This window comes from Pseudomonas phenolilytica, from assembly GCF_021432765.1.
Lineage (GTDB): Bacteria > Pseudomonadota > Gammaproteobacteria > Pseudomonadales > Pseudomonadaceae > Stutzerimonas > Stutzerimonas phenolilytica.
The window spans coordinates 3,593,967-3,608,050 of record NZ_CP058908.1 but is presented as its reverse complement, the minus strand read 5'-3'; the positions used below and the strand labels follow the sequence as shown (position 1 = coordinate 3,608,050).

General features: G+C 68.3%; 12 protein-coding genes. 8 read left to right on the top strand and 4 right to left on the bottom strand.

The window, feature by feature from the left end:
- Positions 1–40: 40 nt before the first annotated feature.
- A complete protein-coding gene (locus HU825_RS17115) occupies positions 41–724 on the top strand; it encodes a heavy metal response regulator transcription factor (protein ID WP_043297228.1) in 684 nt (227 codons plus the stop codon).
- Positions 721–2,085 carry a heavy metal sensor histidine kinase gene (locus HU825_RS17110; RefSeq protein ID WP_043297227.1) on the top strand — a complete coding sequence of 455 codons (1,365 nt, stop codon included), beginning with the start codon at positions 721–723 and terminating at the stop codon, positions 2,083–2,085. Before HU825_RS17115 ends, HU825_RS17110 begins: the two co-directional genes overlap by 4 nt.
- Before the next feature lie 8 nt (positions 2,086–2,093).
- Here HU825_RS17110 and HU825_RS17105 read toward each other — a convergent pair whose 3' ends face one another.
- Both HU825_RS17105 and HU825_RS17100 read right to left on the bottom strand, forming a co-directional pair.
- Positions 2,094–3,416 (bottom strand): sensor histidine kinase, encoded by a 1,323-nt coding sequence (locus tag HU825_RS17105; RefSeq protein WP_234302548.1) that lies wholly within the window; start codon positions 3,414–3,416, stop codon positions 2,094–2,096.
- Positions 3,413–4,090, bottom strand: a complete 678-nt coding sequence (locus tag HU825_RS17100) for a response regulator (RefSeq protein WP_234302547.1) — start codon at positions 4,088–4,090, stop codon at positions 3,413–3,415. The genes HU825_RS17105 and HU825_RS17100 overlap by 4 nt, the downstream gene beginning before the upstream one ends.
- 137 nt (positions 4,091–4,227) lie before the next feature.
- Between HU825_RS17100 and dsbD the strand changes: the two genes are divergently transcribed.
- From dsbD to dsbG, 3 genes are read left to right on the top strand one after another with little or no spacing between them, the layout of a single operon-like run.
- Entirely contained in the window at positions 4,228–5,964 is a 1,737-nt protein-coding gene (gene dsbD / locus HU825_RS17095; RefSeq protein ID WP_234302546.1) for a protein-disulfide reductase DsbD, read from the top strand.
- On the top strand, positions 5,964–6,779 hold the full coding sequence (locus tag HU825_RS17090) for a TlpA disulfide reductase family protein (RefSeq protein ID WP_234302545.1): 816 nt from the start codon (positions 5,964–5,966) through the stop codon (positions 6,777–6,779). Before dsbD ends, HU825_RS17090 begins: the two co-directional genes overlap by 1 nt.
- The gene (gene dsbG / locus HU825_RS17085) at positions 6,776–7,543 is read left to right on the top strand and encodes a thiol:disulfide interchange protein DsbG (RefSeq protein ID WP_234302544.1); all 768 of its coding nucleotides are present in this window, start codon (positions 6,776–6,778) and stop codon (positions 7,541–7,543) included. The genes HU825_RS17090 and dsbG overlap by 4 nt, the downstream gene beginning before the upstream one ends.
- Positions 7,544–7,660: 117 nt before the next feature.
- Here the strand turns inward: dsbG and HU825_RS17080 are convergent, their stop codons facing one another.
- Together HU825_RS17080 and HU825_RS17075 are read right to left on the bottom strand one after the other, a co-directional pair.
- Entirely contained in the window at positions 7,661–8,332 is a 672-nt protein-coding gene (locus HU825_RS17080) for a DUF4197 domain-containing protein (RefSeq protein WP_008570347.1), read from the bottom strand.
- A gap of 61 nt (positions 8,333–8,393) precedes the next feature.
- A complete protein-coding gene (locus tag HU825_RS17075) occupies positions 8,394–9,398 on the bottom strand; it encodes an AraC family transcriptional regulator (protein WP_234302543.1) in 1,005 nt (334 codons plus the stop codon).
- 142 nt (positions 9,399–9,540) lie between these two features.
- Here HU825_RS17075 and HU825_RS17070 point away from each other — a divergent pair, with 142 nt between their 5' ends.
- Genes HU825_RS17070 through HU825_RS17060 form a run of 3 tightly spaced genes read left to right on the top strand, consistent with a single transcriptional unit; the run spans position 9,541 to position 14,083 of the window.
- Positions 9,541–11,142, top strand: a complete 1,602-nt coding sequence (locus HU825_RS17070; RefSeq protein WP_234302542.1) for an FAD-dependent oxidoreductase — start codon at positions 9,541–9,543, stop codon at positions 11,140–11,142.
- Between the two features lie 36 nt (positions 11,143–11,178).
- Entirely contained in the window at positions 11,179–12,909 is a 1,731-nt protein-coding gene (locus HU825_RS17065; RefSeq protein WP_234302541.1) for a thiamine pyrophosphate-binding protein, read from the top strand.
- 10 nt (positions 12,910–12,919) lie between these two features.
- Positions 12,920–14,083: an L-lactate dehydrogenase gene (locus HU825_RS17060; protein ID WP_234302540.1), complete on the top strand. Its 1,164-nt coding sequence runs from the start codon at positions 12,920–12,922 to the stop codon at positions 14,081–14,083.
- Position 14,084: the final 1 nt, after the last annotated feature.

Here is a 14,084-nt window from a genome sequence, read left to right as displayed (position 1 = left end):
GGCTGCCACACTTCGTCCACCGTCGAGCCGAGGAAAGGACATGAAACTGCTGGTCGCCGAAGACGAGCCGAAAACCGGCACCTACCTGCAGCAGGGCCTGAGCGAGGCCGGCTTCACCGTCGACCGCGTCACCACCGGCACCGATGCCCTGCAGCATGCGCTGAGCACGCCCTACGACCTGCTGATCCTCGATGTGATGATGCCCGGCCTGGACGGCTGGGACGTGCTGCGCCTGGTGCGCGCCTCGGGCAGCGAGGTGCCGGTGTTGTTTCTGACCGCGCGCGACCGCGTCGAGGATCGCGTGAAGGGCCTGGAGCTGGGCGCCGACGACTACCTGGTCAAGCCGTTCGCCTTTTCCGAGCTGTTGGCTCGGGTGCGCACGCTGCTGCGGCGTGGCAATGCGGCGACGCTGCAAACCCAGCTCAGGGTCGCCGATCTCGAGGTCGACCTGCTCAAGCGCCGCGCCACGCGCGGCGGCCAGCGTATCGACCTGACCGCCAAGGAATTCGCCCTGCTGGAGCTCTTGCTGCGCCGGCGCGGCGAGGTGCTGCCCAAGTCGCTGATCGCCTCGCAGGTGTGGGACATGAACTTCGACAGCGACACCAACGTCATCGAGGTGGCGATCCGCCGTCTGCGGGCGAAGATCGACGACGGCTTCGAGCCGAGGCTGATCCACACTGCGCGCGGCATGGGTTACATGCTCGACGAGCCGGACGCCCCATGACGCAGCTGTCGCTGACCGCGCGGCTGAGCCTGATGTTCATGCTCGCCGTCACTGGCGTGCTGGCGGCGGCTGGCTACTTCTTCGGTCAGCTCAGCCAGCACCACTTCGACGAACTGGACCGCCACACCCTGCACGAGAAGCTCGAGGCCGCTAGCCGCCTGCTCGGCGGGTTGGAAGATGCGCAGGCGTTCGCGCAGGTGCGTCCGCAGCTGCAGGCGCTGCTCGGCGGGCACAGCGAGATGCGGGGTTTCATCTTCGACGAGACGGGTGCGCAGCTGTATCCCGAAGCGCCGCGCGCGATGGCCGAGCCGCAGCTGCTGGAGCTGGTCGGGCGGCGGGCCGGCGAGCTGCAGCTGGACGGGCGCGTCTGGCGCGGCGAGGCGGGGCATGTGCGGGTCGGCTCGCAGCGCCTGACCTTGCTCGTGTTGCTGGATGTCACCGTGCACAAGGCCTTCTTCCATACCTTCAGCGGCTGGTTGTGGGGGGCGCTGGTGCTCTGCGCGGCGCTCAGCGGGCTGCTCGGCTGGGCACTGGTGCGTCGCGGCCTGCAGCCGCTGCGCGAGGTCACCCAGGTGGCGGCCTCGGTGTCGGCCCGCTCGCTGCGCGAGCGCATCCCCGACGAGTCGACCCCGGCCGAGCTGCAGCAGCTGGTGCAGGCCTTCAACGCCATGCTGGCGAGGCTGGAAGACGCCTTCGTGCGGTTGTCGAACTTCTCCGCCGACATCGCCCACGAGCTGCGCACGCCGCTGAGCAACCTGATGACCCACACCGAGGTGGCGCTGACCCGCGCGCGCACGCTGGATCAGTACCAGGACAACCTGCATTCGAATCTGGAGGAGTTGCAGCGCATGTCGCGGATGATCGACGACATGCTGTTTCTGGCCAAGGCGGATAACGGGCTGATCGTGCCGGACGCCAAGCCCGTCGCGCTGGAGGCGTTGTGCGCGCAGCTGCTGGACTATTACCAGCTCTCGGCCGACGAGCGCGGGGTGCGCTTCGAGCTGTCCGGTGCCGGTACGATTCAGGGCGACTTGTCGATGCTGCGTCGGGCGCTGTCGAACCTGCTGTCCAATGCGCTGCGCTACACCCCCGACGGCGAGCGCATTCGCGTGGCCATCGAGCGCGGCGCTGATCAGGTGACGCTTGAGGTGAGCAATCCCGGCGCGACCATCGCGCCCGAGCATCTGGAGCGACTGTTCGACCGCTTCTACCGGGTCGACCCGGCGCGCCGCGAAGGCAGCCCGAGCAATGCCGGCCTGGGGCTGGCGATCACCCGTTCGATCGTTCAGGCCCATCAGGGCCGTATTCATTGCACCTCCGCGCAGGGCTGGACGTCCTTCCGCCTGGAATTCCCCGGCTAAGCGCATGCTCAGCGCTGCAACGGCACCGTCAGCGACACGCGCAGGCCGTCGCCCTGGCTGTCGAAGGCGAGGGTGCAATCGCAGCGTTGCGCGATCGCCTGGACAATGGCCAGGCCCAGGCCGCTGCCACTGCTGGCGGCGTGTCGCCAGAAGCGCCGGGTCAGGTGCTCGAGATGTTCGGCAGCGATGCCCGGGCCCTGGTCGCGTACTTCGAAGCGTACTCGCTCCGCTTCAGGCAGCAGGGTCAGCGTGACGGCACTGCCCGGCGCGGTGTGGCGCTGGGCATTCTCCAGCAGGTTGCGCAGCGCGGCGATGGCCAGCACCGGCGGCATGGCCAGCGGCGTGTCGGGCAATTCCGCCGGAACCTGCAACAGGATTGGCGCGCCATCGCCGCCACTGGCGTCCTGAATCGCCAGCCGCGCGACCTCCGCGGCGGTGCACTGCAGACCATCGTCGAAATCCAGACTGCCTTCCACCCGGGCCAGCAACAGCAGCTGTTCCAGCGTGCGCTGCAGCCGATCGGCGCCGGCCTCGGCGTTGGCCAGTGCCTGTTCGGCAGCGGCGCCTTCGGTCATGCGTGCCACCTGCAGGTGGGTCTTGATCGCCGTCAGTGGGCTGCGCAGTTCGTGGGCGGCGTCGCCGGTCAGCCGGCGTTCGCGTTCGATGGCCTGGGCGATGCGCTGGAACAGCTGATTCTGCGTCTGCGCCAGCGGCAGCAGCTCCGCCGGCAGGCCTTCGACCGGCAAGGGTTCGAGGGAGTCGGCGCTGCGTCGGGTCAGGGCCTCGCGAATCCTGCGCAGGGGCGCCAGCCCACGGCCCAGGCCGAGCCAGAGCAGACCCAGGCTGCCGAGCAGGGCGACCGCCACGGGCAGCGCTGCCGCCAGCAACACCGAGCGCTTCAGCGCGGCACGTTCATCCAGGCGGTCGGCCGTGGTGATGCGCAGCTCGCCTTGCACCAGCGTGAAGCTGCGCCAGGGCACGCCGTCGATCAGTTGGTCGCGAAAGCCGTTCTGCTCGGCGTCGAGCTGCTCGTCGGGCGCACTGTGGCTGCGCGCCAGCACCTCGCCACGCAGCGAGCTGACCTGGCAGGCCAGGCCGTTGGGGATGCCCAGTTGCTCGGCGCTCAGGCGCTGCGGCGGGCCGTCGCCGGGCACCGGCTGCGGCAACTGCACCAGCAGGCCGGCGACCATGCGCGCCGAGGCCGCCAGACGCTGGTCGAGCGAGAGCATCATCTGGCTGCGCAGATCGACCAGCATCCAGGTCGCGGCCAGCGCCCAGAGCAGCACGAAGGCGGAGCCGAGCATCAGGGTCAGGCGCAGGCGCAGGCTCATGACGCGTCCTCGTCGCCTGCCGGGCCGAGGCGGTAGCCGAGGCCGCGCACGGTTTCGACGATGCCGCTGCCGAGCTTGCGCCGCAGGTGGTGGATATGCACGTTGAGGGCATTGCTCTCGACATCATCGGCAAAACCGTAGACCGCGTCCTTGAGCTGCTCGCTGCTGAGCACCCGGCCCTGATTGTTGAGCAGTGCCTGCAGCAGTGCCTGTTCGCGGCGCGACAGGTCGACGAGGCGGCCGTCCAGGCGTGCTTCGCAGCGGCTTGGGTCGTAGCTCAGCCGACCATGCTCGATGAGGTTGACGCTGCGCCCGGACATGCGCCGCATCAGCGTGTGCAAGCGCGCGGCCAGCTCGCGCAGGTCGAAGGGCTTGAGCAGGTAATCGTCGGCACCCGCCTGCAGGCCGGTGACCCGGTCGCTGACCGCATCGCGCGCGGTGAGCACCAGCACCGGCAGCTCCAGGCCCTGCTGGCGCAGGCGGCGCAGCAGGGCGATGCCGTCTTCGTCGGGCAGGCCGAGGTCGAGGATCAGCACATCGAAGTGCGCCGCGCGCAACAGGGCTTCGGCAGCCGCCGCGGTCGCGGCATGGTCGACGATCAGGCCCTGGGCGTTGAGCCCGGCGACGATACCGCTGGCGATCAGCGCGTCGTCTTCGGCAAGCAGCACGTGCATGGGAGGGTCCGTAGAAAAAGCTCAAGGGTGGACCTTAGCGATTAAGGCAGCGTTATGCAGCCCGTGCCATGGCGTTAATGGCGCGTTAATCCCGCCCCGGCATGCTGCGCGGCAGTCATTTCTCGGCCAGGACTCTCATGCGCACATTGGTTCTTCTGCTGTTTCTGTTGGCGCCCGGATTGGCGCTGCCGGCCGGCGGGCTGTTTGGCGGCGGCTCGCAGGGTGATTTTCTGCCGGCGGAGGAGGCATTCGCGCTGACGGTCAGCCCGCAGGAGAACGGCGCGACGCTGCTGCACTGGCGGATCGCACCGGGCTATTACCTCTATCAGCAGCGTCTGCGGTTCGACGGCCTACCGCCGGAGCGCCAGCCGCCGCTGCCCGAGGGCGAGCCCTACAGCGACGAGTTTTTCGGCGATTCGCAGATCTACCGCGACAGTCTCGAACTGCTGATCCCGCCAGGCGCGGAGAACAGTGTGCGCCTCGGCTGGCAGGGCTGCGCCGATGCCGGGCTCTGCTATCCACCGCAGACCCGTGAGGTATCGCTGAGCGGTGACGGCATCGCCTCGGCAGCCTCCGGGCAGGCCGAAGATCAGGCGCTGGCCAGCGGCCTCGAAAATCAGGCACTGGCCTGGAGCCTGCTGGTGTTCTTCGGCCTCGGTCTGCTGCTGGCCTTCACCCCCTGTTCGCTGCCGATGCTGCCGATTCTGGCGGGCATCGTGGTCGGCAGCGGTGCCACCTCGCGCCGTGGTTTTGCCCTGGCGGTGACTTACGTGGTCAGCATGGCGCTGGTATACGCCGGGCTTGGCGTGCTGGCGGCGCTGCTCGGCGCCAACCTGCAGGCGGCGCTGCAGCAACCCTGGTTGCTGACCAGTTTCGCCGTGTTGTTCGTGCTGCTGGCGCTGCCAATGTTCGGTTTGTTCGAGCTGCAATTGCCGGTGGCGCTGCGTGATCGCCTGCAGCGTGTCGGTGATCGCCAGCGCGGGGGCAGCCTCGCCGGGGCTGGCGCGCTGGGCTTGCTCTCCGGCCTGCTGGTCGGCCCCTGCATGACCGCGCCACTGGCCGCCGCGCTGCTGTTCATCGCACAAAGCGGCAGTGCGCTGCAGGGTGGCCTGGTGCTGTTCGCGCTGGGCCTGGGCATCGGCACGCCGCTGCTGTTGCTGGTGACGGTTGGCCAGCGCTTTCTGCCCAAGCCGGGCGCCTGGATGAATCGCGTGAAGGTGGTGTTCGGCTTTCTCTTCCTCGCGGCAGCGCTGTTCGTCGCGCGTCCGTTGATGGCCGACTGGCTGTGGCTGGGCCTGTGGGGCGCGCTGCTGGTGGTACTCGCGACCGCCTTGCTGCATGTGGCGCAGGCAGTGCAACGCCAGCGCGTGCTCTGTCAGGCCAGCGGCGTTCTGCTGGGGCTGTGGGGCGCGGCGATGCTGCTCGGCGCGGCCGGCGGCGCGGATGATCCGCGTCGGCCGCTGGCGATCTATGCCGGCGGCGTGGCGACGGCTGCGGCTGTCGAATCCCACGCGCTCGGTTTCAGCGATCCGGCGGTGCTGGATCGTGAGCTGGCGGCAGCCAAGGCGCAGGGCCAGTGGGTGCTGATCGATTACTACGCCGACTGGTGCGTCTCCTGTAAGGTCATGGAGAAGGAGGTCTTCGGCAATGCCCAGGTGCAGGCGAGTCTGGACGGTGTGCGCGTGCTGCGCCCCGATGTGACCCGCAGCGACGCCGCCAGTCGCGAGTTGCTGGACCGTTATCGGGTGCTCGGCCCGCCGACGCTGCTGTGGATCGGTCCGGATGGCGAGGAGCGCCGTGAACGTCGCATCACCGGCGAGGTCGGTGCCAGGGACTTTCTGCAGAACTGGAACCAGACCCGGGAGCAAGGTTGATGCTGACTGTGAATATCGGGCCGCTGGCCCTGGCGGTGCCCCATGTATTGCTGCTGGGCAGCCTGCTGCTGGCGACCCTGACCGGCTGGTGGGTTGGCCGGCGCAGTGAGCGCAACCCGGAGCGGCAGCTGTTTCGCCTGCTGCTGGTGGCGCTGTTCGTGGCTCGCCTGGCCTTTGTCGCGATGTACTGGGCGTACTACCAGGATGACTGGCTGAGCGTCATCGATATCCGCGACGGAGGCTTCATCGCCTGGCCGGGGCTGTTCGCCGCGCTGGCGCTCGGCATCTGGTGGAGCTGGCGCGACCGCGAACTGCGCAAGCCGCTGGGCATCGCGCTCACGGTGGGCGTCCTCAGCTGGGGCTTCAGTAATCTGGCCTGGCATTCCCTCGAGCAAGGCACGCGCCTGCCGGAAATGGCCCTGCGCGACAGCCAGGGTCGCTCGGTGGCGCTGGAGGATTACGCCGGGCAGCCGCTGGTGGTCAATCTCTGGGCGACCTGGTGTCCGCCGTGTCGGCGCGAGATGCCGGTGCTCGCCGAGGCGCAGGCGCGCGAAAGCGACACGCTGTTCCTCTTTGTCAATCAGGGCGAAGGCGAAGGCGAGATCGGCCGCTTCTTGGAAACCGCAGGGCTGACGCTGGACAACGTCCTGCTCGACAGCGGCGGGCGTCTCGGCCAGCACGTGGGCTCCACGGCACTGCCGACCACGCTGTTCTACAACGCCGATGGCCGCCAGATCGGCAGCCATCTCGGCGAACTCTCGCACGCCAGCCTGGCGCGCGCGCTGGAAAAACTGAAAGAGGATGCTGTGCAGTGATTCGATTCAAGCCGTTACCTTACCTGCTGGCGGGCGCCAGCCTGCTGGCCCTGTCCGTGGCTCAGGCCGAGGAACTGCCGGAGGCGATCAAGGCCGTCGAGGCGCGTGGCGCCGAGGTCGTCGGCAGCTTCGATGCGCCCGGTGGCATGAAAGGCTATGCCGCACGCTACAACGGCCAGGGCATGGCGCTCTATCTGACCGCCGATGGCGAGCACGTGCTGATCGGCAGCCTGCTCGATGCCAAGGGCGAGGACCTGACCCGCGCGCACCTGGAGAAGCTGGTCTACGAACCGCTCGCCAAGGAGATGTGGACGCGCATGGAGAACAGCACCTGGATCGCCGACGGCAAGGCCGATGCGCCGCGCATCATCTACATGTTCAGCGATCCGAACTGCCCGTACTGCAACATGTTCTGGAAGCAGGCGCGGCCCTGGGTCGAGTCCGGCAAGGTACAGCTGCGGCACATCATGGTCGGCATGCTGCGCGCCGATAGCGCCGGCAAGTCCGCCGCGCTGCTCAGCGCCAAGGATCCGCAGGCAGCGCTCAACGAGCACGAGGCGGCCGGCAAGGCGAGCAAGCTGAAGCCGTTGGAGAAGATTCCCGCAGCGCTGGAAAAACAGCTCACCGACAACCTGATGCTGATGAGCGAGCTGGGCGCCCAGGCCACGCCGGCGATCTTCTACCTCGACGCCAACGGCCGGCTGCAACAGCACCAGGGTGCACCGCAGCCGGATGTACTGGAAACGATCATGGGGCCGCGCTGAGGCAGCGCTAGGGGATGCGTGGAAAAGCGCTGCGCGCGTTTTCCACCCTACGGCGGGTGATGAAGGTAGGGTGGATGGCCGAAGCCATCCACGCGGTTGGCGACTCGGTAGGACGAATCAAAGAACGCCGAACACCTTCTTCGCCAGGCTGGTGGCCGCTGCGGCCGGATTCTTGCGGATGCTCGCTTCCTGCTCGGCGATCACCGTGAACAGGCCGTCCAGCGCCTGCTCGGTCACATAACTTTCGATATTGGCGTAACCGCCGGACAGGCCGGTCGGCACCTTCGCCGCCACCGCGTTGTATTGCTGCGCGAGGCCGACCTGATCGGTGGCCTGCTTGACGATGGGCAGGAACTTGGCGCGGATCTGCTCGCGGCTGGACTTGTTCAGGTATTGGGTAGCCGAGTCGTCACCGCCGGCGAGAATCGCCTTGGCATCCTGCACGGTCATCTTGCGCACGGCATCCAGCAGCAACTGCTGGGCTTCCGGTACGGCCTTCTCGGCGGCGAGGTTCATGCTGTTTTCCAGCTGTTCGACCTGCGCGCCCATGCCGAGCATCTTCAGCATGCGTGAGGCCTTGCCGATGTTGCCCGGCAATTCGATGCGCACATCCGGGTCGCTGCTGAAGCCGCCTGGGCGGCCGAGCTGCTGCACCGCAACCTTGGCGCCCTGGCTGAGGGCATCCTTGAGGCCGGCGCTGGCGTCGCTCTGGGTCAGGTCCGAGAGCGACAGGGCAAAGGCGCCGGCAGACAGCAGCAGGCCGGCGGCAAAGGTGGCGATGCGAAGCATGGGTGGTTCCTCCGAATGGGTGACGGCGAGCTTAACAGCTGCCGTGGCGCTTCGAGAGCGTTCAGCTGACGTCGAAGTTGCCCTTGCGCCACAGCTGCGGTGCCATCCCGCTCCAGCGCTTGAATGCGCGGGAAAACGCCGTTTCGTCAGCGTAGCCCAGGTGCAGCGCGAGATCGGTGATCGACTGGGCGGACAGCCGCAGCTGGTGGCGCGCCTCGGCATAGCGCACCTGGTCGAGCAGCCCGCGAAAGCTGTGCCCGTCGCGCTGCAAGGCAATCTGCAGGCTGCGCGGATGCTGACCGAGCAGGCGCGCGACCACGTCCAGCCGCGCCTCGCCGGTGGAGAGGATCGACTGCAACACGTAGCGGATTTGCTCGGCGAGGTCGGTCGGCAAGTGCCGGTTGTGATGGTACTGCTCGATCAAATGCGACTTGAGCTGATGCCGCTGCTCCAGCGGACGCAGGTCGAAGATGCCGCTGTCGGTGACGAAGCCGCTGCTGCGCTGCTCGAACCGCACCGGGCAGGGAAATACCCGCGCGTAGTCGGCAGGCTCGCCCACCGCCGCGTGGCCGACCAGCAGCTCGCGAGGTTGCCAGCCGGCGCCGAACAGGCCGGTCATGGTTCGTTGCATCACCCCCAGGCCCAGCTCGCGCAGCTGGCGCAGGTCCACTGCATCGTGCAGCTGCAGGCGGTATTCGACACGCAGTCGGTCGCCTTCGCTGTGCAGATGCAGGGCGATGCCCTGCGCATGCAAATGCACGTATTGCTGGGTGAGCTTGAGCACCTCGGCGAAACTCTCGGCCTGTGCCAGCAGCAGGCCGAACGGGCCGAACACCAGGTAGTCGTGATACTCGCTCAACTGCAGGCCGAAGCTGGGCGCCGGTCCCTCGGCGGCGGCAAGGTTGAGCGCGCGGGCGAAGCTGGCGTAGGGCACGTACAGATCCGGCCGGCGCAGCACCAGAGGGTCGAGATCGCAGCGGCGCAGCAGCTCGTGCGGATTCAGGTCGTAGCGCCGGCACAGGCTGTCGAAGCCGATGAACACGGCGCTGCGGGCGATCTGGGTCATGTTCGGCATCCGTTGGGCGACGGGGGCATTGCGGGCGTGGATTCGCAATATGTCAACCAGGCATTCGTGAAAAGTCAGGCTGCCGACGCGGCGCTTGCCTAGGCTGGGGGCATCGAATCGCACTTCTGCCAGGAGGCCGGACATGCAGCCTACGCATCATCGTTGTGAAACCCTGGTGATCGGCGCGGGGCTGGCCGGCATCAGCACGGCGCTGGAACTGCTCGAACGTGGCTGCCAGGTGCTGCTGCTGGACGCCGCGCCGCGCAGTCAGTGCGGCGGTCAGGCCAACGATGCGTTCGGTGGCATGTTGCTCTGCGGCACGCCGGAACAGCGGCGCAACAAGGTGCAGGATTCGCCCGAGCTGCTGCTGGAGGACTGGCTACGGGTAGCCGCCTTCGACGCCGACGACCACTGGGGGCGGCGCTGGGCCGAGCACTATGCCGAGCGCAACAAGGCGGACATCTACGACTGGCTGCGCCAGCGCGGCGTGAGCTTCTTCCCGGCGGTGCAGTGGGTCGAGCGCGGCAATTTCGGTGACGGCAACGCGCTGCCGCGCTATCACGTCGCCTGGGGCTGCGGCCGCGGCGTGGCGCAGACGCTGGCGCGGCGGATGTTCGAGCATACTGGCCTGAGCTGCCTGTTCGAGCATCGCGTGCTAGGCCTGGAAACGCGCAACGGGGCCGTGGTGGGCTGCCACGGCCGCAGCGACGCGGGCGAGTTTCGCATCGACGCCGAGCATGTGGTGCTGTGCAGCGGCGGCATCAATGGCGACCTGGCCAAGGTCCGCCAGCACTGGGACCCGCTGTACGGCCCGTACCCGGAGAACATCCTCAACGGCACCGACCCGCGCGCCGACGGCGAACTGCATGCGCAAGTGCAGGCGGCCGGTGGCCAGGTGGTCAAGCTCGGACGGATGTGGAACTACGCCGCCGGCATCGCCCATCCCGAGCCGCAGTATCCGCAGCATGGGCTGAGCCTGATTCCCTCGCGCTCGGCGCTGTGGCTCGATGCCCGCGGCCAACGCATCGGCCCGCAGCCGCTGGTAGGTGGTTTCGATACCCATGACCAGTGCAAGCGCATCGGCCACTTGCCCGGCCAGTACGGCTGGCAGCTGCTCAACTGGCGCATCGCGATCAAGGAGCTGGCGATTTCCGGCACCGACAGCAACCCGCATTTTCGCGACCGCAGGCTGTTGCCGCTGCTCTGGCAGCTCGCCACCGGCAACCGCGAGCTGGTGCGCTGGATGGTCGAGCGTTGCCCGGATGTGCTGGCCGCCGACACGCTGCCGCAACTGGCCGCGAAGATGGCTGCGCTGGCTGGTGACGGCCGACTCGACCAGGACCTGCTGGCGGCCACGCTGGCGCGCTACGACGCCGGCATCCGTCGTGGTCCGGCGCTGTACAACGACGAACAGCTGCGCCGCCTGCAGCAGTTGCGCCAGTGGCGCGGCGACCGGGTCCGCACCTGCGCGCCACGACCGATCCACGATGCCGGCAGCGGCCCGCTGATCGCCATCCGCACCCGGCTGATCAGCCGCAAGAGCATGGGCGGGATGCTCACCGACCTGCATTCACGGGTGCTCGATGGCCACGGCGAGCCCGTGCCCGGCCTGTATGCGGCCGGCGAGGCAGCCGGCTTCGGCGGCGGTGGCATCAGCGGCATCCGTTCGCTGGAAGGCACCTTTCTCTCCAACTGCATCCTCAACGGTCGTCGCGCCGCGCAGACCATCGCCGGCGACGCCTGACATATAAGAACAAGCATAAGAACAAGGAGAACCACCATGAAGAAGACCGGCGCCGCACTCGCACGCTTTGCCCTGGAACAGCTGGGCGTCAGCCACACCTTCGGCATTCCGGGCGTGCACAACACCGAGCTGTACGACGAGCTGAACGCCTCGCCAAGCATCCAGCCGGTGCTGGTGACGCACGAATGCGGCGCGGCCTTCATGGCCGATGCGTTCAGCCGCACCGGCTCGAGCATCGGCACGCTGGTGATCGTGCCCGCCGCCGGCGTCACCCATGCGGCCAGCGGCATCGGCGAAGCAGGGCTGGACGGCATTCCCATGTTGATCCTTTCCGGCGGCATCCACAGCGAAAGCGGTCGGCAGTTCCAGTTGCATGACATCGACCAGCACGCGCTGCTGGCGCCGATCACCAAGGCGAGCTTTCGCATCCTCAGTCACGCCGAGGTGATTCCCACGCTGTATGAGGCCTATCGCATCGCCACCACTGGCGAGCCGGGCCCGGTGTTCGTCGAGCTGCCGTACAACATCGGCAACTTCCTCGGCGAGGTGGAGGAGATGCCGGCCTTCACCGCCGAACCACCGGCCCCGCAGCTCGATCCGGCGCTGCTGCGCCAGGCCGCGCGATTGCTGGTCGACGCGCGCAAGCCCGGGCTGTTTCTCGGCTGGGGCGCGATGGGCGCGCAGGCCGAGCTGATCCAGCTGGCCGAACTGCTCGCCGCGCCGGTGTGCACCACGCTGCAGGGGCTCAGCGCCTTTCCGGCCACGCATCCGCTGCATGTGGGCATGGGCTTCGGCGATTACGCGGTGCCGGCTGCGGCCAATGCCTTCGCCGATTGCGACTGCCTGCTCGCGGTGGGCACGCGCTTCGCGGAAATCCCCACCGGCAGCTACAGCATGCCGGTGCCGGCGAAGCTGATTCACCTGGACATCAACCCGCAGGTGTTCGGCGCCAACTACCCCGCGCGCGTCGCCCTGGCCGGCGCGGCCGAGCAGCTAATTCCGGCGCTGCTGGCCGAGGTCCGCGCCATGCGCAGCGCGCCGCCGCGCAGCGAGCTGGCGCAACGGATCGCCGCCGACAAGGCTGCGTACGTCAAGGAGTGGCTGCAGCACGACAGCCACGGGCGGGTGAATCCGGCGGTGTTCTGCCAGGCACTGCGCGCGCAGCTCAGCGACCAGGCGATCGTGGTCGCCGACGATGGCAACCACACCTTTCTGCTGGCCGAGCTGATGCCGATCCACGCCGCGCGCGGCTTCATCTCGCCCAGCGACTTCAATGCGATGGGCTACTGCGTGCCGGGCATGATCGGTGCCAAGCTGGCCAATCCGCAGCGCCAGGTGGTGGGCGTGGTCGGCGACGGCGCGCTGCGCATGACCGGCCTGGAACTGGTCACTGCCAGCAGCCTGGGGCTCGATCTGGTGCTGTTCGTGTTCAACGATGGTGAGCTGTCGCAGATCGCCCAGGCGCAGGAGATTCCCTATAACCGCAAGACCTGCACCGTGCTGCGGCCGCTCAACCTGGCCGCGCTGGCCGAAACCACCGGCGCGGCGTTCGTCGCCATCGAGAGTAACGAGCAGTGTGCCGACGGCATCACCCGGGCGATGACGCTGGCCGGCGAGGGCAGGCCGGTGCTGGTGGACGTGCATATCGACTACAGCAAGCGCACGCGCTTCACCGAGGGCGTGGTCAAGGCCACACTCAAGCGCTTCACCCCGCGCGACAAGCTGCGCGTGGTGAGCCGGGCGCTGTGGCGGCGGGTGACCGGTTGAGGAGCACGCCATGACCCTTGCGTCCTATCGTCTGGCCGCCAGCTGCGCCGACTACCGGCGCCTGGCCCGGCAGCGCCTGCCGCGCTTTCTGTTCGATTACATCGACGGCGGCGCGAACGACGAGCAGACCCTGCGCGCCAACTGCGAGGATTTGCAGCGCCTCAACCTGCGTCAGCGCGTACTGCGCGACGTGGACAACCTCGACACCCGCTGCGAACTGCTCGGTCAGGCCGCCAGCATGCCGCTGGCGCTGGCCCCGCTGGGCATGGCCGGCCTCTATGCGCGCCGCGGCGAAGTGCAGGCGGCGCGGGCAGCGGCGGCGGTCGGCGTGCCGTTCAGTCTGTCCACGGTGGGGATCTGCGCGCTGGCCGAGGTGCATGCGGCGACTGCGCAGAAGTGCTGGTTCCAGCTTTACATGCTGCGTGACCGCGATGCGGTGCTGGGGTTGTTGCAGCAGGCACGCCGCAACGGCTGCGACACGCTGCTGTTCACCGTCGATCTGCCGGTTGCGGGGATTCGTCGGCGCGACATACGCAACGGCATGCTCGACGCCAGCTGGCGCGGTCGGCTCGCCAAGGCCACGCAGCTGGCGCAGCGTCCTGGCTGGCTGCTGGACGTGGGGATTCGCGGCAAGCCGCATCACTTCGGCAACCTCAGCGACCGCGTGGCCGACCCCAGCGACCTGCGCGCCTTCAAGGCCTGGCTGGATGCGCAGTTCGACCCGCGCGTGAGTTGGGACGATATCCGCTGGCTGCGCGCGCAATGGCCGGGGCGGCTGGTGCTCAAGGGCGTCATGGAGGCGGACGACGCCTTGCGTGCGCTCGATTGCGGCGTCGATGGGATCGTCGTTTCCAATCACGGCGGCCGACAGCTGGACGGCGTGGCTTCGACCATTCATCAGCTGCCGGCGGTCGCCGCGGCACTCGGCGGGCAGCTGCCGATTCTGCTCGATGGTGGCATTCGCAGCGGTGTCGACCTGCTCCGCGCGCTCGCCCTGGGTGCGCAGGGCGTGCTGATCGGCCGCCCCTGGGCCTGGGCGCTGGCGGCCGGCGGCGAGGCGGCGGTGATGCAACTGCTGGCCAGCCTGCAGGCCGAACTGGCCACGGCGATGGCGCTGTGCGGCGTCAACCGCCTGGATCAGATCGACGCCAGCCTGCTGGAGCGCCGCGACTGAG